General features: G+C 56.8%; 14 protein-coding genes. 10 read left to right on the forward strand and 4 right to left on the reverse strand.

What is annotated here, in order from left to right; translation table 11 throughout:
- Window positions 1–29: 29 nt before the first annotated feature.
- Window positions 30–2,876: a two-component system sensor histidine kinase RcsC gene (gene rcsC, locus AK59_RS0100005; protein WP_020690666.1), complete on the reverse strand. Its 2,847-nt coding sequence runs from the start codon at window positions 2,874–2,876 to the stop codon at window positions 30–32.
- Window positions 2,877–3,011: 135 nt separating this feature from the next.
- On the reverse strand, window positions 3,012–5,648 hold the full coding sequence (gene gyrA / locus AK59_RS0100010; RefSeq protein WP_013098009.1) for a DNA topoisomerase (ATP-hydrolyzing) subunit A: 2,637 nt from the start codon (window positions 5,646–5,648) through the stop codon (window positions 3,012–3,014).
- Window positions 5,649–5,794: 146 nt separating this feature from the next.
- Between gyrA and ubiG the strand changes: the two genes are divergently transcribed.
- From ubiG to AK59_RS0100045, 7 genes are all read left to right on the forward strand, one after another.
- Window positions 5,795–6,523: a bifunctional 2-polyprenyl-6-hydroxyphenol methylase/3-demethylubiquinol 3-O-methyltransferase UbiG gene (gene ubiG / locus AK59_RS0100015; protein WP_020690665.1), complete on the forward strand. Its 729-nt coding sequence runs from the start codon at window positions 5,795–5,797 to the stop codon at window positions 6,521–6,523.
- A gap of 348 nt (window positions 6,524–6,871) precedes the next feature.
- Window positions 6,872–9,157 carry a class 1a ribonucleoside-diphosphate reductase subunit alpha gene (gene nrdA, locus AK59_RS0100020; protein WP_020690664.1) on the forward strand — a complete coding sequence of 762 codons (2,286 nt, stop codon included), beginning with the start codon at window positions 6,872–6,874 and terminating at the stop codon, window positions 9,155–9,157.
- Between the two features lie 107 nt (window positions 9,158–9,264).
- Window positions 9,265–10,395, forward strand: a complete 1,131-nt coding sequence (nrdB, locus tag AK59_RS0100025; RefSeq protein ID WP_013098012.1) for a class Ia ribonucleoside-diphosphate reductase subunit beta — start codon at window positions 9,265–9,267, stop codon at window positions 10,393–10,395.
- Window positions 10,395–10,649, forward strand: coding sequence for a class I ribonucleotide reductase maintenance protein YfaE (gene yfaE, locus AK59_RS0100030; RefSeq protein WP_013098013.1), 255 nt, complete (start codon window positions 10,395–10,397; stop codon window positions 10,647–10,649). Before nrdB ends, yfaE begins: the two co-directional genes overlap by 1 nt.
- Before the next feature lie 119 nt (window positions 10,650–10,768).
- Entirely contained in the window at window positions 10,769–12,460 is a 1,692-nt protein-coding gene (locus AK59_RS0100035) for a GMC family oxidoreductase (RefSeq protein WP_029881721.1), read from the forward strand.
- Window positions 12,390–13,910 (forward strand): GMC family oxidoreductase, encoded by a 1,521-nt coding sequence (locus AK59_RS0100040; protein WP_029881722.1) that lies wholly within the window; start codon window positions 12,390–12,392, stop codon window positions 13,908–13,910. Before AK59_RS0100035 ends, AK59_RS0100040 begins: the two co-directional genes overlap by 71 nt.
- A 31-nt stretch (window positions 13,911–13,941) precedes the next feature.
- Complete coding sequence (locus AK59_RS0100045; protein WP_013098016.1) at window positions 13,942–14,871, forward strand: LysR family transcriptional regulator; 930 nt, start codon at window positions 13,942–13,944, stop codon at window positions 14,869–14,871.
- Window positions 14,872–14,895: 24 nt separating this feature from the next.
- On the opposite strand, the gene glpQ is transcribed toward AK59_RS0100045, so the two are convergent.
- Window positions 14,896–15,954 carry a glycerophosphodiester phosphodiesterase gene (glpQ, locus tag AK59_RS0100050; protein WP_013098017.1) on the reverse strand — a complete coding sequence of 353 codons (1,059 nt, stop codon included), beginning with the start codon at window positions 15,952–15,954 and terminating at the stop codon, window positions 14,896–14,898.
- 11 nt (window positions 15,955–15,965) lie between these two features.
- On the reverse strand, window positions 15,966–17,318 hold the full coding sequence (glpT, locus tag AK59_RS0100055) for a glycerol-3-phosphate transporter (protein ID WP_013098018.1): 1,353 nt from the start codon (window positions 17,316–17,318) through the stop codon (window positions 15,966–15,968).
- Window positions 17,319–17,573: 255 nt separating this feature from the next.
- Here glpT and glpA point away from each other — a divergent pair, with 255 nt between their 5' ends.
- The 3 genes from glpA to glpC are packed head-to-tail and all read left to right on the forward strand — an operon-like array spanning window position 17,574 to window position 21,596.
- Complete coding sequence (gene glpA / locus AK59_RS0100060; RefSeq protein ID WP_013098019.1) at window positions 17,574–19,202, forward strand: anaerobic glycerol-3-phosphate dehydrogenase subunit A; 1,629 nt, start codon at window positions 17,574–17,576, stop codon at window positions 19,200–19,202.
- Window positions 19,192–20,409 carry a glycerol-3-phosphate dehydrogenase subunit GlpB gene (glpB, locus tag AK59_RS0100065; RefSeq protein ID WP_029881723.1) on the forward strand — a complete coding sequence of 406 codons (1,218 nt, stop codon included), beginning with the start codon at window positions 19,192–19,194 and terminating at the stop codon, window positions 20,407–20,409. Before glpA ends, glpB begins: the two co-directional genes overlap by 11 nt.
- On the forward strand, window positions 20,406–21,596 hold the full coding sequence (gene glpC, locus AK59_RS0100070) for an anaerobic glycerol-3-phosphate dehydrogenase subunit GlpC (protein ID WP_020690658.1): 1,191 nt from the start codon (window positions 20,406–20,408) through the stop codon (window positions 21,594–21,596). The genes glpB and glpC overlap by 4 nt, the downstream gene beginning before the upstream one ends.
- Window positions 21,597–21,615: the final 19 nt, after the last annotated feature.

Consider the following 21,615-nt stretch of genomic DNA (forward strand, 5'->3'; position numbering starts at 1 on the left):
GAAAAGTAAAAGGCCCTTACGGGCCTTTTTTATGTCCGCGTTTTTCTCACGCGATCCGCGTATATCGACAATGTCTGTTTTAATACGTCCAGCGTAACCGGTTTCGACAGACAGCTGTCCATTCCTGACTCCAGGCAGCGCTGTTTCTCTTCCGCCAGCGCATTCGCCGTGACGCCAACCACCGGCAACGTCAGACCAAGCTGGCGGATACGCTGCGTCAGACGATAGCCGTCCATATTGGGCATATTCACGTCGCTGAGAACGATATCAATATGGTTTTTACTGAGCACATTCAGCGCATCCACACCGTCATTGGCGGTTTTGCATTGATAACCCAGCGAGCCCAGCTGGTCAGCCAGCAGGCGACGGTTAATCGGATGGTCATCCACGACCAGAATCATCATATCGTCGTTCACCGACGCCAGCGATTCCGGTGACGGCAGGGTCGCCGCGCCATCGTTCTCTTCGAGCTGCACGCTGTAGATGCGCGCCAGCAGCCCCAACAGCTCATGTGGCGTCGCTACACTGTGAACCCACTCGCCCGGCGCACGCTCAACCGGAATACCGATGTGGCGACGACAGAACATCACCACGCCCCTTCCCTGCCACGGTTGCGCCAGCGTGTCATCGGTGATCAGCACATCGTCCACGTCCGGCGTCTGGCCTTCATAACGGGAAACCCGCACGCCGCTGTGGTTCAGCAGTGCCGTCAGATAATCATTCAGCGAGGCGTTGTGCACCGCCAGCCAGCAGCGCTTATCGCTCAGGCCGTCAACCGTCGTTTTCGCCGGATACTGCGCAGAATAGAGCGGAATACGAATGGTGAACTGGCTGCCCATACCGGGTTCGGTATCCACCGAGATATCGCCGTCCATCATGCTGACGAGCTTCTCACAAATTGCCAGCCCCAGTCCGGTCCCCTGGAAGTTACGCTGCACGCCGGTACCAACCTGGAAGAACGGGTCAAACAGACGAACCACTTCCTTCGCCGGGATCCCAACGCCGGTATCCCGCACGCGAATGCTCAGGTAGTCCCCTGCCCGGCATACATGCAACACGATACAGCCGATGTCGGTGAACTTGATGGCGTTACTGAGCAGGTTCGAAATGACCTGCTGCAGACGCATAGGATCGCCATGCAGCGTCAGCGGTACGTCTGGCTCAATAAAGCAATAGAGACCCAGCTGTTTACGTACCACCAGCGGCAGATAGTTGGCGCTGATGTGGTTCATCACCTCGCGCGGAGAGAACTCTCGCGGTTCAATTTTCAGCTGCTCGGACTCAATTTTCGAGAAATCGAGAATGTCGCTGATGATTTTCAGCAGCAGGCTTGAGGAGTTGTTCATCGCCGTCACCAGGCGATCAACGCCTTTCGGCAGCTCTTTGGTTTGCAGCAGATCGAGGTTGCCGATAATCCCGTACAGCGGCGTACGCAGTTCGTGACTGACGGTGGCAAGGAACATGGATTTCGACTGGCTGGCCTGCTCTGCCGCCTGGGCCATCTCCTGCAAAGACTCTTCCATCTTCACACGTGCGGAGACATCCACCAGCACGCAAATCGCCACGTTTTCATTGCGATAGCGCGAATGCACGAAGCTTATCTGTAAGTTGGTGTGGGTGCTGGTCAGCACGTCGACAAAATTCACCTGCTGACCACAGATAATTTGCGTCAGCCTTTGCCGGTCCTCGTGCGTCAGCATGTTCAGGTAGTTATGCGCCAGTTCATTACTGAGGATATTGGTGCCGTCCTGGGTGCGCAGGATACAGATCCCCACCGGTGCGGAGGCAACAATCTTACGGTTAAACTGCTCGTGTTCCTCCAGACGCTGGGCATCGCTTTCAGCGGGGATAAAAATCTTCCGCTCATACATCCGCGCCAGGGTAAACAGCGCGCCACCGGCCAGCACGTTCAGTAGGATGGCATTCATGATAAGAATACGGATCCGCTCAAGCACCATATCCACCGGCAGGGAATAGACGATACTCAGCGACGATGGCGGTAAGCTTTTCTTCAGCACCAGCTCACGGAATCCTGAGGTATAGCCAAACCACGAACGCTCCTGCATCCAGTGCGGATCGACGTTCAGGCGATTATCCGGCCCGGTGAGTGAAATCAGGGGATGGCCGTTCTCATCCAGAATGGTCACTCCCATCGGCAGGCTGCCCGGCGTGAAGAAGTTTTCCATGCGGATGGTCTGTTCAATGCCCAGTAGCGCCTGCAGGCGATTGCCCAGATAAACTGGCGTCAGCGCATAGAAATAGCCCACGCCCATGCGCGGCCCCTGGCTTATCCAGAAGATGTTATTCCCGCGCTCGTCCTGCGGCGCATTGCGGTATTTCAAAATGCGTTCATGCAGGCTTTTCAGCGCATCATCACGTTCGACGGGCACATCGCGCAGGCCAAAGTCGGCCATACAGAGGTTTTCGCTGCCAATCAGGAACACGCGGTTCAGGTCATAGGCGGCGGAGAAGTTGTCGCGCCAGTAGCGCATAAACCAGGAGAGCGATTCCAGGGAACCGCGCCAGGTGTTGCTCATGGCGGAGCAGTCGGAATCCGGGAACAGCGGCTCGAAATCCGGTACTTCGGTTTTGTCATTACGCCCGCGGATGGCAAGAATACCGTTTTCCGCCGTCAGGCGATTTTCGGCAATGTACTTCAGCTCCTTCATCACGTCGGAGGTGCGCTGAATATAGCGCTGGGCCTGATCGGAACTTAGGTTAAATTCCTGACGGATCTCCGCTTCTTTCTGGTGCAGCGCGTTGACGATGTAAAACACCGAGGACAAGGCCACCAGTAACCAAAGCAAGAGCGCCAGCGCCCGAAACAGATAGCGAGAGACTTTCAGCGTGGTTCGAAAGGAGACGAGGTATTTCAAAGGGGCGAGGCTCCGCCGTCGGGGTCAAAAAGAATGTGGTTAAGGTAGCGGTAAACGCGGCTTGTCGCAACGTTGACTTGTCTGCATCTGCAAAAGAAAAGGGCCGGAATCCGGCCCTTTATGCGTCAGGAGACATTACTCGTCAGCATCATCCGCTGCATCATCGTCGGTGTCCACTTCCGGTGCGATATCATCATCACCTTCCGCGACGCTACCGTCGATGGAGTCGAGCTCTTCGTCGTCCACTGGCTCAGCAACACGTTGCAGACCCACCACGTTTTCATCTTCCGCCGTACGGATGAGGATAACGCCCTGGGTATTACGACCCACCACGCTAATCTCCGACACGCGGGTACGCACCAGCGTACCGGCATCGGTGATCATCATGATCTGGTCGGCATCGTCTACCTGCACCGCGCCCACAACGGAACCGTTGCGCTCGGTCACCTTGATAGAGATAACGCCCTGCGTGCCACGCGACTTGGTTGGGTATTCCCCTTCCGCGGTACGTTTACCGTAACCATTCTGCGTCACGGTCAGGATAGCCCCTTCCCCGCGCGGAATAATCAGAGAAACGACGCTGTCTTCGCCCGCCAGTTTGATACCGCGAACGCCCGTTGCGGTACGACCCATTGCGCGGACGGCGTCTTCTTTGAAGCGCACCACTTTACCGGCTGCGGAGAAGAGCATGACTTCATCTTTGCCTGAAGTCAGATCGACGCCAATCAGCTCATCGCCTTCGTTCAGGTTCACCGCGATGATACCGGCAGAACGTGGACGGCTGAACTCGGTCAGCGCGGTTTTCTTCACGGTACCGCTGGCAGTCGCCATAAAGACGTTCACGCCCTCTTCGTACTCGCGTACCGGCAGAATGGCGGTGATACGTTCGTTCGCTTCCAGCGGTAGCAGGTTAACGATCGGACGACCACGTGCACCACGGCTCGCTTCCGGCAACTGGTAGACCTTCATCCAGTACAGACGACCCCGGCTGGAGAAGCAGAGGATGGTGTCATGGGTGTTCGCCACCAGCAGACGGTCAATAAAGTCTTCTTCTTTAATACGTGCCGCAGATTTGCCTTTACCACCACGACGCTGTGCTTCGTAGTCAGTTAACGGCTGATACTTCACGTAGCCCTGGTGAGACAGGGTCACAACAACGTCTTCCTGGTTGATCAGGTCTTCGATGTTGATATCTGCGGAGTTGGCGGTGATTTCGGTGCGACGCTCATCGCCGAACTGATCGCGGATCAGCTCCAGCTCTTCGCGGATCACTTCCATCAGGCGCTCTGCGCTGCCCAGGATGTGCAGCAGTTCAGCGATCTGCTCCAGCAGCTCTTTATATTCGTCGAGCAGTTTTTCATGCTCAAGGCCGGTCAGTTTCTGCAGACGCAGATCCAGAATCGCCTGGGCCTGCTGTTCAGTCAGGTAGTACTGACCATCACGCACGCCGAATTCAGGTTCCAGCCACTCAGGACGCGCGGCGTCATCACCGGCACGCTCCAGCATTGCCGCAACGTTGCCCAGATCCCACGGACGGGAAATCAGCGCGGTTTTCGCTTCCGCCGGGGTTGGCGCGCGACGGATCAGTTCAATGATCGGGTCGATGTTGGCCAGCGCCACGGCCAGTGCCTCAAGGATGTGGGCACGGTCACGCGCTTTGCGCAGTTCGAAAATAGTACGACGGGTCACCACTTCGCGGCGGTGACGGACAAACGCGCTCAGGATCTCTTTCAGGTTCATGATCTTCGGCTGACCATGGTGCAGTGCAACCATGTTGATACCGAAGGAGACCTGCAGCTGAGTCTGGGAGTACAGGTTGTTCAGCACAACCTCGCCCACCGCGTCGCGTTTGATTTCAATCACGATGCGCATACCGTCTTTATCAGACTCGTCGCGCAGCGCGCTGATGCCTTCAACACGTTTTTCTTTTACCAGCTCGGCGATTTTTTCAATCAGTCGCGCTTTGTTCACCTGATACGGGATCTCGTGAACAATGATGGTTTCACGGCCGGTTTTGGCATCTGCTTCCACTTCGGCGCGGGCACGGATGTAAATCTTGCCGCGACCGGTGCGGTACGCTTCTTCAATACCACGACGACCGTTGATGATGGCCGCCGTCGGGAAGTCCGGGCCCGGGATGTGTTCCATCAGCCCTTCAATGCTGATGTCTTCATCGTCGATATAGGCCAGGCAGCCGTTGATCACTTCGGTGATGTTGTGCGGCGGAATGTTGGTCGCCATCCCTACGGCGATACCGGACGAACCGTTCACCAGCAGGTTAGGGATCTTCGTTGGCATGACGTCAGGAATTTTTTCCGTGCCATCGTAGTTATCAACGAAATCAACCGTCTCTTTTTCCAGGTCGGCCATCAGCTCATGGGCAATTTTCGCCAGACGGATTTCCGTATAACGCATTGCCGCGGCGGAGTCGCCGTCGATAGAACCAAAGTTACCCTGACCATCTACCAGCATGTAACGCAGCGAGAAAGGCTGCGCCATACGAACGATGGTGTCGTACACCGCGGAATCACCATGGGGATGGTATTTACCGATTACGTCACCAACGACACGGGCAGATTTTTTGTAGGCTTTATTCCAGTCATTGCCCAATACGTTCATGGCGTATAGTACGCGACGGTGTACCGGCTTCAGGCCATCGCGGACGTCCGGCAGCGCACGGCCAACAATGACCGACATCGCATAGTCCAGATAGGAGCTCTTCAGCTCTTCCTCGATGTTAACCGGTGTAATTTCTCTCGCAAGGTCGCTCATCTAACCGCTATCCCTCTACTGTATCCCGGATTCAAAGGTCGCAAATTATAACACAGCCGCGGTGATACAGGTAAACCTATACGCTTTATTCACAGGGATTGCCTGATATACTCATTCGTCTTGCTAAATAAGGAGTAAAAGCGCCCATGAATGCCGAAAAATCCCCGGTGGCTCACAACGTAGACCACGAAGAGATTGCCAAATTTGAAGCGGTGGCGTCCCGCTGGTGGGATCTCGAAGGTGAGTTCAAACCTCTGCATCGCATCAACCCGCTGCGTCTGGGCTATATCGCGGAGCGTTCCGGCGGTCTGTTCGGTAAAAAAGTGCTCGACGTCGGCTGCGGCGGCGGCATCCTGGCAGAGAGCATGGCGCGCGAAGGGGCCACTGTCACCGGCCTGGATATGGGTTTTGAACCGTTGCAGGTTGCCCGTCTGCATGCCCTGGAGTCCGGGATTCAGGTGGAGTACGTGCAGGAAACCGTTGAGGAACACGCGGCAAAACATGCGCACCAGTACGACGTGGTCACCTGCATGGAGATGCTGGAGCACGTTCCCGACCCGCAGTCCGTCGTCAATGCCTGCGCAAAACTGGTGAAACCGGGCGGCCAGGTCTTCTTCTCCACCATCAACCGTAACGGCAAAGCCTGGCTGATGGCCGTCGTCGGCGCAGAATATGTACTGCGCATGGTGCCCAAAGGTACACACGACGTGAAGAAATTCATCAAGCCTGCCGAGTTACTGGGCTGGGTTGACCAGACGTGGCTCAAGGAGCAGCACATCACCGGTCTGCACTACAATCCGCTGACCGATAAATTCAAACTCGCCCCGGGCGTGGATGTTAACTATATGTTGCACACCACCGCCAAAAACGACTAACGTCATCCATTATTCTTATAAAGATTGCGCGACATCATGTTGCGCAATTCTGACCTCCCGTTGAAGAAATCAGCACTCGATCAAATTTTGAATTTTTTTTCTTAATTATTGACATCTCTTCCAGGCCTTACAGCATGAGGACTTAGCCTTTTTTACCCTTTCACAACCTCAATTTAACGTCAAAATCAACCCTTGTACTGAAAAGAATCCTTACTAGAATACTCACCATATAGCGTTTCTCTTATCGCAAACCCCCTATATGTAGTATTTATCCACAGAGTTAGTCACAAGGCGGATCTGTGGATAAACGGGGGATATTTTTTTATTTCACGGACAGGTAAAACCCACATGAATCAGAGTCTGCTGGTGACAAAGCGCGACGGTACTACCGAGCGTATCAATCTGGACAAAATCCATCGAGTTCTCGACTGGGCAGCAGAAGGCCTGAACAACGTATCTATCTCCCAGGTTGAACTGCGTTCCCATATTCAGTTCTACGACGGCATCAAAACGTCTGATATCCACGAAACCATCATCAAAGCGGCGGCGGATCTGATCTCCCGCGAAGCGCCGGATTATCAGTACCTCGCTGCACGTCTGGCGATTTTCCACCTGCGTAAAAAAGCCTACGGCCAGTTCGAGCCGCCTGCGCTTTACGACCACGTGGTGAAAATGGTTGAGCTGGGTAAATACGACACGCATCTGCTGGAAGACTATACGGAAGAAGAGTTCGAGCAGATGAACGGGTTTATCGATCACTGGCGTGATATGAACTTCTCCTACGCAGCGGTGAAACAGCTCGAAGGCAAATACCTGGTTCAGAACCGTGTCACGGGCGAAATCTACGAGAGCGCCCAGTTCCTCTATATTCTGGTGGCCGCCTGCCTGTTCTCTAACTACCCGCGTGACACCCGTCTGGAATACGTTAAGCGTTTCTATGATGCGGTCTCTACGTTCAAGATTTCTCTGCCGACGCCGATTATGTCTGGCGTGCGTACCCCAACCCGTCAGTTCAGCTCCTGCGTACTGATCGAGTGCGGTGACAGCCTGGATTCCATCAACGCGACCTCCAGCGCGATTGTCAAATACGTCTCCCAGCGTGCCGGTATCGGTATCAACGCCGGTCGCATTCGTGCCTTGGGCAGCCCAATTCGCGGCGGTGAAGCGTTCCATACCGGTTGTATCCCGTTCTACAAGCACTTCCAGACGGCAGTAAAATCCTGCTCTCAGGGCGGCGTGCGCGGTGGTGCGGCAACCCTGTTCTACCCAATGTGGCACCTGGAAGTCGAAAGCCTGCTGGTACTGAAAAACAACCGTGGGGTTGAAGGTAACCGCGTGCGTCACATGGACTACGGCGTGCAGATCAACAAACTGATGTACACCCGTCTGCTGAAAGGTGAAGACATTACCCTGTTCAGCCCGTCCGATGTCCCGGGTCTGTATGACGCGTTCTTCGCCGATCAGGACGAGTTTGAACGTCTGTACACAAAATACGAAAAAGACGACAGCATCCGTAAACAGCGCGTGAAGGCGGTCGATCTGTTCTCCCTGATGATGCAGGAACGTGCCTCTACCGGCCGTATCTACATCCAGAACGTTGACCACTGCAACACCCACAGCCCGTTTGATCCGGTTGTTGCGCCAGTGCGCCAGTCTAACCTGTGCCTGGAGATCGCCCTGCCGACCAAACCGCTGGAAGACGTGAACGACGAAAACGGCGAAATCGCGCTGTGTACGCTGTCTGCGTTCAACCTGGGCGCGATTAAGAGCCTGGACGAGCTGGAAGAGCTGGCAGTGCTGGCCGTCCGTGCGCTCGACGCCCTGCTGGACTACCAGGATTACCCAATCCCGGCGGCGAAACGCGGCGCAATGGGCCGTCGTACGCTGGGTATCGGCGTCATCAACTTCGCCTACTGGCTGGCGAAACACGGTAAGCGTTACTCCGACGGCAGCGCGAACAACCTGACCCACGAAACGTTCGAAGCGATCCAGTATTACCTGCTGAAAGCGTCTAACGAGCTGGCAAAAGAGCAAGGCGCATGCCCGTGGTTTAACGAAACCACCTATGCGAAAGGCATTCTGCCAATCGACACCTACAAGAAAGACCTGGATGCGATTGCAAACGCGCCGCTGCATCTGGACTGGGAAGCACTGCGCGAGTCCATTAAGACTCACGGCCTGCGCAACTCCACGCTCTCTGCCCTGATGCCGTCTGAGACCTCTTCGCAGATCTCTAACGCCACCAACGGTATCGAGCCGCCGCGCGGTCACGTCAGCATTAAAGCGTCGAAAGACGGCATCCTGCGCCAGGTGGTGCCGGATTACGAGCTGCTGAAAGACAACTACGAGCTGCTGTGGGAAATGCCAAACAATGACGGCTATCTGCAGCTGGTGGGTATCATGCAGAAATTCATCGATCAGTCGATCTCTGCCAATACCAACTACGACCCGACGCGTTTCCCGTCTGGTAAAGTGCCCATGCAGCAACTGCTGAAAGACCTGCTCACCGCGTACAAATTTGGCGTGAAAACTCTGTATTATCACAACACCCGTGATGGTGCAGAAGACGCGCAGGACGATCTGGCACCGTCAATTCAGGATGATGGCTGCGAAAGCGGCGCATGTAAGATCTAATAAATCCCCTCACCCTAACCCTCTCCCACAGGGAGAGGGAACTCTTTCCCCCTCTCCCTGTGGGAGAGGGCCGGGATGAGGGGGAAATAACACCACAGGACACACTCATGGCATATACCACCTTTTCACAGACGAAAAACGACCAGCTCAAAGAGCCGATGTTCTTCGGCCAGCCGGTCAATGTGGCACGCTACGATCAGCAAAAATATGACATCTTCGAAAAGCTGATTGAAAAGCAACTCTCCTTCTTCTGGCGTCCGGAAGAAGTGGACGTTTCCCGCGATCGTATCGATTTCCAGGCGTTGCCGGAGCATGAAAAACACATTTTCATCAGCAACCTGAAGTACCAGACGCTGCTGGACTCCATTCAGGGCCGCAGCCCGAACGTTGCCCTGCTGCCGCTGATCTCCATTCCGGAACTGGAAACCTGGGTGGAAACCTGGGCGTTCTCGGAGACGATCCACTCCCGCTCTTACACCCACATTATCCGCAACATCGTTAACGATCCGGCGGTGGTGTTTGACGATATCGTCACCAACGAGCAGATTCAGAAACGCGCGGAAGGGATTGCCCACTACTACGACGAGCTGATCGAGATGACCAGCTACTGGCACCTGCTGGGCGAAGGGACCCACAACGTGAACGGCAAAACCGTCACCGTGAACCTGCGCGCGCTGAAAAAGCAGCTGTACCTGTGCCTGATGAGCGTTAATGCCCTGGAAGCCATCCGCTTCTACGTGAGCTTTGCCTGCTCCTTTGCGTTTGCCGAGCGCAAGCTGATGGAAGGTAACGCCAAAATCATCCGTCTGATCGCCCGTGACGAAGCCCTGCACCTGACCGGCACCCAGCACATGCTGAACCTGCTGCGCAGCGGTGCAGACGACCCGGAGATGGCGGAAATCGCTGAAGAGTGCAAGCAGGAGTGCTACGACCTGTTCGTGCTGGCCGCACAGCAGGAGAAAGAGTGGGCAGACTACCTGTTCCGCGACGGCTCCATGATTGGCCTGAACAAAGACATTCTGTGCCAGTACGTTGAGTACATCACCAACATCCGTATGCAGGCGGTCGGTCTCGATCTGCCATTCCAGACGCGCTCCAACCCGATCCCGTGGATCAACACCTGGCTGGTGTCCGATAACGTGCAGGTAGCGCCACAGGAAGTGGAAGTAAGTTCTTACCTGGTCGGTCAGATTGATTCTGAAGTCAACACTGACGACCTGAGCAATTTCCAGCTCTGATGACGCGCGTAACGCTGAGTCTTTCGGGCACAGAAGTGCTGTGCCAGGAAGAGCACCCTTCCCTGCTGGCAGCCCTTGAGGCGAATCAGGTGACGGTAGAGTATCAGTGTCGTGAAGGCTATTGCGGCTCCTGCCGCTGCCGCCTGGTCACCGGCCAGGTGGACTGGCTGACCGAACCGCTGGCCTTTATCAATGAAGGGGAAATTTTGCCCTGCTGCTGCCGGGCAAAAGGTGATATTGAAATAGAAATATAGCGCCAACCCCTCCTTTCGGGTTCGTGATTTACGAACCCGTGATTCGCCTTTCCTCACCTGTTCACCCCTCCTCATGCCGCTTACTCTAACGGTATATCCACCTGAGGAGGCCATCAGCAATGTCCGTTTTATCCTTAGAACAGTTCATGACCACATCCCCTGAGCAGATGCCCTACGATATTATTATCGTTGGCGCGGGCTCTGCCGGGGCAGTGCTGGCAGCACGTCTTAGCGAAGATGAGCAGACACGTGTTCTGCTGCTGGAATATGGTCCGTCATTTGATCCCGATGGCTATCCGGAACTGCTTTACAGCGGCAATATTATCGCGGCGAATGGCGATCAGCGATATGAATGGGGCTATTACGCCAGCCCGGTCAGCCAGCCCGATCCCGTCTATACTCCGCGCGGCAAAACCCTCGGCGGAAGTTCAGCCATTAACGCCGCCGTCGCCTGCCGGGCGCTCCCCTGGGATTTCGAACGCATCACGGCAAAAGGGCTTAAGGGCTGGAAATATGAAGATGTGCTGCCCTACTACAAAAAGATGGAAACCTACCCTTTGGGTGAGGATAAATATCACGGTCGTGAAGGTCCACTTCCGATCCATCAGATGACGTTAGAGGAGATCACCCCAGTTCAGCGGGCCACCCTGGAAGCGGCGTGGCAGCTGGGTTTTGCGCGGGTTGAAGACTTTAACCACCCAGAAGCCAACAACGGCGCCGGGCCCAATCCGATGAATATCATTAACGGCGTTCGGGTGAATACCGGAATGGCATGGCTTACCCGCAAGGTGCGCCAGCGCCCGAACCTGACCATCGTGTATGGGGCGCTCACGGACAAGCTGATCGTTGAGGAGAACCGGGTCAAAGGCGTGCAGCTTGCCGACGGGGAACAGTGCTTTGCCCGCCAGACAATCCTCAGCGCCGGCGCCTATGGTTCCGCCGCGATATTGCTGCGCTCAGGCATCGGCCCACGCCACCATCTGGAATCGCTGTCGATCCCCGTCGTGAAAGAGGCCCCGGTGGGTGAGCGTCTGCGGGATCACGCCTTCTACTGGATAAACTTCGCCGGAAAAGCCGAACTTAAGGGCCACGAGCATCCGGTTGTCGCCGCCCAGATCTGGACGAATTCAAGCTTTGCCAAATCAGCCCGCGAAATGGACATTGCCATTTCCCCTTCGCATCTGTTACCTGCAGACCTCAGCCCAACCGGCGTCGCCTTCTCCCTCGGGCTGGAACTCATGCATTGCAGCTCCACAGGCTACATCCGCCTGAAGAGCCGTGACCCTCACGATGCACCAGAAATAGCGCTTAATCACCTGACGACAGAAGATGACATGCGCCGGATGGTCGAGTGTTTTCGTCTGGCACGCCTGCTGGCGGATATGCCGCCGCTGCGCCAGCTCATTGAGTACGAAATCAGCCCCGGAGCCTCGGTCGGGGATGATGAATCTGACATTCGCCAGGCTCTGGCGCAGGGGGTTAGCACCCTCCAGCACCCCTGCTCCACCGCACCGATGGGGTCCCCTGATGACCCCTATGCCGTGGTGGATGAAAACGGGTGCCTCTATGGTCTGCATGACTTACGGGTCATCGACGCATCGATCTTGCCCGAAATCCCGCTCATCAACCTCAATCCGACCATCATCATGATGGCAGAAAAACTGGCTGATGCGCTGCGTAACGATATTCATGAGGAGAGGAAAAATGGTATCCATCAAGCCGGAAAACAGCGCCAGGATAATGAAACAATCGTACGACGTCATAGTCGCAGGCGGTGGTTCAGCGGGTGCGGTTCTCGCCGCACGTCTTAGCGAGAACCCTGACTGCCAGGTATTGCTGCTGGAGGGCGGCCCCGTCTTTGCCCCCGATGGCTGGCCGGACGAACTGGCGCAAAGCCACTCTGTTGGCGGCGGTGATTACGTCTGGGAACACGGCGCGGCAACGGGAACCGATCATACCTCTGGTCATCTGCGGGCCAAAGTGCTCGGTGGCGGCTCCACGATCAACGCAGGCGCGTTTGTTCGCGCCCCTAAATTCGATTTTGACCGCTGGGTAAAGCGCGGACTGAGCGACTGGTCGTTTGATAGGGTCTTACCGTGGTTCAAACGGCTTGAAAATGCCGACTATGGCGACGATCGCTGGCATGGCCGCCACGGCCCCGTTCCGGTGCGATTACCTGCGCTGGAGACACTCAGTCCGGCAAGTCAGGCGTTTTATCACGCCTGTCGCGCTCACGGCTTTGCCGCCATTGACGATATTAACGGCGCACAACAACACGGCGTCGCCATCTATCCACTGAATGTTGTCAACGGCATCCGGCAAAACACCGGCATGGTCTACCTGACGGCGGAGGTTCGGGCGCGCAAGAATCTGTCAATTGTCGGCATGACGGTTGTGGATAAAGCGCTGATAGACAATTCGCGGGTGAACGGCATACAGCTTGCGGATGGGACACGGATCGCTGCCGACTGCGTGTTCCTTTGTGCCGGTGCGGCCGGTACGCCAGCCATTCTGTTACGCTCCGGCATTGGTCCTGCTGACGATTTACGCCGTCTGGAAATCCCGCTGAAACAGGATCTCCCCGTTGGCCGCAATTTGCAGGAACAACCCGTGAACGGGATCATGCTGGCGACCTCTGCAGAACATGCCAGCTATCCCCCAATAGGTGCAACGCTCTGGACGCAATCTTCGCTGGCCGCAGCCGACGAACTGGATCTGTATATCAGCAATAACCACTTCGTCGATCCAGGACTGTTTCCACACGGGGCGGGTTTCCAGCTCTTTTTCACCGTGGCTCGCCCCTGTGCCCGTGGGCGTCTGACACTGACGAGCCGCAATCCGCTGCTCGCCCCCAGTATCGATCTCAATCTGCTGGGCGACGAGCGCGACGTCATGCGGATGGTCGAAGCGGTGAAGTTGTCCCGGGCACTGGTGCAGGAAGGTCCATTGCAGGCACTGGTTACTGGCGAAGTCCCGGCAGTTAAAGGCGGTAAACTCGCCAAAACAGACCAGCAGATAGCTGAGGAGCAGCGTGCGACGGTGAAAAGCAATCTACACCTCAGCGCGACAGCACCGATGGGTAAAGAAAGCGATCCGGCAGCAGTCGTGGACGCGAGCGGCAACGTCTTCGGCATTAACGGGCTGTTTGTCGTCGATGCCTCGCTGTTCCCGGACGTTCCCTCTCAGGCGACTAACCCGGATGTGATCATGGCGGCAGAATATCTCGCCAGCCGTTTTTCCGGCTCCCTGAACGGCGCATAGTAAACCGAATAAGCCATAAAGGAGCGCCTGTGTGAACAAGTTCGTGGAGATGAGCACGTTTGTTTCGGTTGTTGAGTCGCAAAGCTTTGTTGGCGCGGCGGCAAAGCTGGGAACATCAAAATCGGTGGTCAGCCAGCGCGTCAAGATGCTGGAGAAACGGCTTGGCGCAAGCTTGCTGGAGCGTGGGCCCCGCCTTAGCCTGACGGAAGCGGGTCTGCTTTTTTATCAGGAGTGCGTGCGTATCCTTGACGAAGTCACACAGGCGGAAGAAGCCGTGGCACCCTCACGCAGCGAGCTTCACGGCGAGCTGCGTATCGCCACCTCGCATACCTTTATGACCACCCATTTGTCGACGATCCTGGCCGGATTTATTGGCGCTCATCCGGGGCTGTCTCTCGATATCTCGACAGAAGATCGGCAGATTAATATGCATCAGCCCGACTTTGATATCGCCATCCGCCTCGGTCTCGTCCCGGACTCTACGCTCATCGCCCGCACGCTGGCGCGCAATCTGACCTGGCTGTGCGCGAGCCCGGACTATCTGGCGCAACGGGGCACGCCTGTGCACCCCGTTGAGCTGGAGCAGCATGACGGACTGTTATATACCCACCGTGCGCCAGGCGGTTGCTGGCAGCTACTGCATAACGGGCAGCGCCAGAACTGGCGCGTCAGAAATCGTCTGCGTTCGGATAATGCTTTCAGCCTGCTGGAAGCCGCCAAAGCAGGGCTTGGGATTGTGGTCATGCCGTTATTTTTAGGTGCTGATGCGATATTGCGCGGAGAACTGAATATCATTTTACCCGGCTGGCAACCGGATGGTGGCAACATTGTGGCCCTGTATCGCCAGACGCGTCGCGCCTCGCCGGTGATCCAGGCGCTGGTCAACCTGGTCGCAGAACAGCTAGGGCCAGAGCCAGAATGGGAAAAAAAGCTAAGGCTGGCCGGCCTACTGCCCGAATAAAAAAGGGCCTTACGGCCCCTTGTATTACTTGTTATGCAGGAATGAAACTGCTTTATCCGGGAAATCCGTAAACAACCCGTCTACGTCCGCCTGCTTATACAACACCTCGTAAAGCTGATTCACGTCCGTGGCGTACGGCGGTAACTGGTCAGCACGCACCGTATACGGATGCACCTGCATCTTGCTGGCGTGTGCCTCTTTTACCATCGCCGTCAGCTTCACGTGGCCCGGGGTTGAACCTTCCGCCACCAGCATGTGGTAATCCGGCCCGATCCCGTCGGCGTACTGCGCGATCTGCTTCATGGCACCCGGTTTGAACATCCAGTCGTAGTTGTAGTTTACCCACTTGCCGTCTGCCTGCTTCTCCTGGGTTTCGTTCCAGTCGGTATAGGCAATCAGCTGGACCAGATTGAGATCCATCCCCATCTTAGGCTCCAGCTCGGTTTTGATGCGCTTCAGTTCTGCGGCGTCAAAACACTGGAGATATACTTTGTCCTTCTTGCTGGTGTAGCCGTATTGCTTCAGCACCTCCAGCGTCTTCGCGGCAATATCCTTCCCTTCCTGGTGATGGAACCACGGGGCTTTAATTTCCGGATAGATACCGATATTTTTGCCCGTTGAGTGGTTCAGCCCCTGAACAAACTCAATCTCTTCCTGGAAGGTATGGATACGGAAGTCAGATTTACCCATCGGGAAACGTCCCGGATAAACCTGCACCTTCTTGCCGTTTTCAATCTCGAAGCCTTCGGTAAACTTCAGAGAACGGATTTCATCCAGAGTAAAATCGATGGCGTAAAAACGACCATCTTTACGGGCGCGGTCCGGGAAACGCTCCGCCACATCGGTCACGCGATCAAGATAGTGGTCATGCAGGACGACCAGCTGGTCGTCCTTTGTCATCACCAGATCCTGCTCAAGATAATCGGCCCCCTGCGCGTAGGCCATCGCTTTCGCCGGTAGCGTATGCTCCGGCAGATAGCCGCTTGCGCCGCGATGGGCAATAACGATTTTATCCGCCGCCAGCGCGGAGCCGGTCATCAGGCCCGCCAGCAGCAGACCGGTCGCTAATTGAGTTAATTTCATGGCAATGCTCCTTATTGACGACGCGCCAGCACGTCCGCGTGGTGACGTTTTTCACCAATCATCACAACAATCAGCAGCAGTACCGCCAGCACGCTGCCGCCGATCATCACCATAAAGCCGCCGTCCCAGCCGAAGAAGTCAACGGTATAGCCCACGATGGCGCTCGCCGCAACCGAACCGCCCAGGTAGCCAAACAGACCGGTAAAGCCTGCCGCCGTACCGGCTGCTTTTTTCGGTGCCAGTTCCAGCGCATGCAGACCGATCAACATAACAGGACCATAAATCAGGAAGCCGATGACGATCATACAGGTCATATCCACGCCCGGGTTACCCGGCGGGTTGAGCCAGTAGACGACGGTGGCAATGGTCACGAGCGTCATAAAGAAGACGCCCGTTGCGCCACGGTTGCCCTTAAATACTTTGTCCGACATCCAGCCGCAAATCAGCGTCCCCGGGATCCCCGCGTATTCGTACAGGAAGTAGGCCCAGGAGGATTTATCCAGCGCGAAATGCTTCACCTCTTTCAGGTAGGTCGGTGACCAGTCGAGGATGCCGTAGCGCAGCAGGTAAACAAACACGTTCGCAACCGCGATGTACCACAGCAGTTTGTTTGGCAACACATACTTCATGAAGATCTGCTTTGCCGTCAGCTCTTCTTCGTGCTTCTCGCTGTAATCATCCGGATAGTCGTTTTTGTACTCCTCAATCGGCGGCAGGCCGCAGGACTGCGGTGTATCACGCATCAGCGCAAAGGCGATAATCGCCACCAGAATGGCGCCAAAGGCAGGCATATAGAGCGCAGCGTGCCAGTCGTTAAACCAGGCCATCCCCAGCAGGAACAGCAGAGGCGGAATGCCGCCACCCACGTTATGCGCGCAGTTCCACACCGACACGATGCCACCACGCTCCTTTTGCGACCACCAGTGCACCATGGTACGCCCGCATGGCGGCCATCCCATCCCCTGGAACCAGCCACACAGGAACAACAGCACAAACATAATGGCGATGCTGGACGTTGCCCATGGCACAAAGCCCATAAACAGCATCACCGCCGCCGCCAGGATCAGACCGGCTGGCAGGAACACGCGCGGATTCGAGCGATCCGACACCGATCCCATGATGAATTTCGAAAAGCCGTAGGCGATGGAGATCCCCGACAGCGCGAACCCGAGATCGCCACGTGAAAAGCCCTGCTCAACCAGATAAGGCATGGCGAGGGCAAAGTTTTTACGCACAAGGTAATACGCCGCATACCCGAAGAAGATCCCCAGGAAGATTTGCCAGCGCAGGCGGCGGTAAAGCGGATCTATTTCTGCCTCAGGCAGACGCGCCCGGTGCGGCGCAGGTTTAAAGATACTGAGCATGACAGCCTCCGTGGCCATGTATTGAATTTACAGGGGTTTAACTGCCCCAAACTCCAGCAAGGCGGGGATGTTAAGAAATCACGGTGATTGTTACTGTGAATCAACGCACAGATTGTTACAGAAATATGACAACATGCGCAAAAAAGCGCATGGAATCACGTTTCACTTTCGAATTTCGCTCGTTTGTGTTCGAAATCAAACAAACCACAGTTTTCATGTGGCTAAATGATAAAAAACGAACACAGAGGGATGACAATGACAATTCACGATCCACGCTACAGCGATGTGATTATCATTGGCGGGGGGGCGACCGGCGCTGGCATCGCACGCGACTGTGCGCTCAGAGGGCTGAGCGTCACGCTCCTGGAGCGCCATGATATTGCGACCGGCGCTACCGGACGCAATCATGGCCTGCTGCACAGCGGCGCCCGCTACGCCGTCACCGACGGCGAATCGGCACGCGAATGTATCGCCGAAAATCAGATCCTGCGACGTATCGCCCGCCATTGTATTGAACCGACCGACGGCCTGTTTATTACGCTTCCCGAAGACGATCTCGCCTTTCAGTCAACTTTCATTACTGCCTGCCAGGCCGCGGGAATTCAGGCACAAGCCATTGACCCGGCCCTTGCACGCCGCATCGAACCTTCGGTTAATCCGGCACTGACGGGTGCAGTAAAAGTCCCGGACGGCACCGTGGATCCGTTTCGTCTGACGGCGGCCAACATGCTGGACGCCCGCGAGCACAGCGCGCGGATCCTGACCGGTCATCAGGTCACCGGGCTTATCCGTGAGGGGCATCGCATCGTGGGCGTGCGGGTCCTGGATACGCAGTACAACGAACACAGCGAGCTGTATGCCGCCGTGGTGGTCAACGCGGCGGGGATCTGGGGGCAACGCATCGCAGAATACGCCGATTTATCTGTGCGCATGTTCCCGGCCAAAGGCTCGCTGCTGATCCTCGACCACCGCATTAATAACCATGTCATCAACCGCTGCCGTAAACCGTCTGACGCAGACATCCTTGTCCCCGGCGATACCATTTCGTTAATCGGGACCACCTCCACCCACGTTGACTACAGCGAGATTGACTACAATCGGGTCACCGCAGAAGAGGTCGACATCCTGCTGCGCGAAGGGGAAAAACTGGCGCCGGTGATGGCCCAGACCCGCATCCTGCGCGCCTACGCGGGTGTGCGTCCGCTTGTCGCCAGCGATAACGACCCGAGCGGACGCAATGTCAGCCGCGGCATTGTGCTGCTTGACCATGCCGCGCGCGACGGGCTGGACGGCTTCATCACCATCACCGGCGGTAAATTGATGACCTACCGCCTGATGGCCGAATGGGCGACGGATGCTGTCTGCCGCAAACTGGGCAATAGCGAACCGTGCGTGACCGCAGAACAGCCCCTGCCCGGCTCGCGCCAGTCCACCGAGAAAACGCTGCAAAAAATTATCTCCCTGCCTGCCCCCCTGCGTGGTTCGGCTGTCTATCGCCATGGCGACAGAACACCGGTCTGGCTGGGTGAAGGACGGCTGAGCCGCAGTCTGGTATGCGAGTGCGAGGCCGTTACCGCCGGGGAAGTGCAATACGCCGTGGAGAATCTGACGGTGAATAGCCTGCTCGATCTCCGCCGCCGCACCCGTGTCGGGATGGGTACCTGTCAGGGGGAGCTGTGTGCCTGCCGTGCCGCCGGGCTGCTGCAGCGTTTTCATACCACCACCGCTACCCAGTCGCTCGATCAGCTCAGCGATTTTCTGAACGAGCGCTGGAAAGGCATTCAGCCTGTCGCCTGGGGCGATGCCCTGCGTGAAAGCGAATTTACCCGCTGGGTGTACCAGGGGCTTTGCGGTCTTGAGAAGGAGCAACGCGATGAAATTTGATACGGTGATCGTCGGCGGCGGGCTGGCGGGTCTGCTCTGTGGCATCAAACTCACGAAGCAGGGACTGCGCTGCGCCATTATCACCCGGGGCCAGAGCGCCCTGCACTTCTCGTCGGGCTCGCTGGATCTGGTGGACGAAACGTACCGCGAAAAACTGCCGGCAGAGCATCCTTATCACCTGACTGGCGCGCAGCACATTGACCGCTTTGCCCTGGAGACCGAAGCGCTGCTGGCTGATTGCGGCGCACGTATGCAGGGGAGCGCCAGGCAAAATCACGCGCGCGTCACGCCGCTTGGCACCCTGCGTTCCGCCTGGCTCAGCCCGGAGGAGGTGCCCGTTGCTCCGTTCAAGGCCACGCGCGTGCGGGTGGTGGGCATTAGCGGTTTTCTGGATTTTCAGCCCCATCTGGCAGCGGCCTCGCTCAGTCGCCAGGGGGTCAACGCTGAAACGGCAGAGATTGACCTTCCTGAGCTGGATGTCCTGCGCGACAACCCCAGCGAGTTCCGCGCGGTGAATATTGCCCGTTTGCTCGATAACGAAGAGAAATGGCCGCTGCTGTATGAGGCGCTCAAACCGCTTGCAGAGGGATGCGATGCGCTGTTTATGCCCGCCTGCTTTGGCTTGCAGGACAACCGGCTGTGGCGCTGGCTGTCCGACCGCCTGCCCTGCTCGCTCGGCCTGCTGCCAACGCTTCCTCCGTCGGTGCCCGGCATTCGCCTGCATACCCAGCTTCAGCGCCAGTTTGTGGCCCAGGGAGGCGTGTGGATGGCGGGTGATGAAGTGAAAAAAATCACCCTGACTGACGGCTCGGTGAGCGAAATCTGGACCCGCAACCACGACGATATTCCGCTTCGTACGCGTTACGCGGTGCTGGCAAGCGGCAGTTTCTTCAGCAACGGTCTGCTGAGCAGCCGGGACGGCATTCGCGAGGCGATTATGGGGCTGGACGTCCGCCAGAGCGCCTCTCGCGCGGACTGGTATCAGAGCGATTTCTTTGCCCCGCAGCCGTGGCAGCAGTTCGGCGTAATCGTGAATAACCAGCTGCATCCGCAACTTTCAGGAAAGTCAGTACCGAATCTCTACGCCATCGGCTCGCTTTTGGGCGGATACGATCCTATCGCCCAGGGCTGCGGCGGCGGCGTCTGCGCCATAACGGCGCTCTATGTGGCAGAGCAGATTTGCCAGCGCACGGAGGCTGAACAATGAACGATACCCGCTTTGAAAGCTGCATCAAATGCACGGTCTGCACCACCGTCTGCCCGGTCAGCGGCGTTAACCCGCGCTATCCCGGGCCGAAACAGGCCGGGCCGGACGGCGAGCGCCTGCGTCTGAAGGACGGCGCGCTGTACGATGACGCGCTGAAATACTGCATCAACTGCAAACGTTGTGAAGTCGCCTGTCCGTCGGATGTGAAAATCGGCGACATTATTCAGCGCGCCCGGGCACGCTATAGCACGCAAAAACCGTCGCTGCGCGATGCCATTCTTAGCCATACCGATCTGATGGGCAGCGTCTCCACGCCGTTTGCCCCGCTGGTGAACGCCGCGACCTCGCTGAAACCGGTGCGCCAGCTGCTGGATGCCACGCTTAAGATCGACCATCACCGCAGTCTGCCCAAATATTCCCACGGCACTTTCCGCCGCTGGTACAAATCCGTAGCGGCAGACCAGGCGCGGTATGCCGACCAGGTCGCGTTCTTCCATGGCTGCTACGTGAACTACAACCATCCGCAACTGGGTAAAGATCTGCTGAAAGTGCTGAACGCCATGGGTACAGGCGTGCAGTTACTGAACAAGGAAAAATGCTGCGGCGTGCCGCTGATCGCCAACGGGTTTACCGATAAAGCGCGCAAACAGGCCAGAAGCAACGTCTCGTCGCTGCGCGAGGCCATCGTCGATAAAGGCATTCCGGTGCTGGCCACCTCCTCGACCTGCACCTTCACGCTGCGCGATGAGTATCCGCACCTGCTGGACGTGGACAATACCGGCCTGCGCGAACATATCGAGCTGGCAACCCGTTTCCTGTGGCGCAAGCTGGACAGCGGGCAGACGTTACCGCTGAAAAATTTACCCCTGAAAGTGGTCTACCACACGCCGTGCCATATGGAAAAAATGGGCTGGGCGCTTTACACGCTGGAACTGTTGCGGTTAATTCCGGGGCTGGAACTGACGGTGCTGGATTCGCGCTGCTGCGGCATTGCGGGGACGTACGGCTTTAAGCGTGAAAATTACGAGACATCACAGGCAATTGGCGCGCCGCTGTTCCGCCAGATTGAGGAGAGCGGCGCGGATATCGTGGTGACCGACTGCGAAACCTGCAAGTGGCAGATAGAGATGTCCACCAGCAAGCGCTGCGAGCATCCGATCACGTTGCTGGCGAAGGCCCTGGGTTAGGTATCGCCGGGGCCGCCGC

Source organism: Enterobacter sp. T1-1 (genome assembly GCF_000710795.1).
GTDB lineage: Bacteria > Pseudomonadota > Gammaproteobacteria > Enterobacterales > Enterobacteriaceae > Enterobacter > Enterobacter cloacae.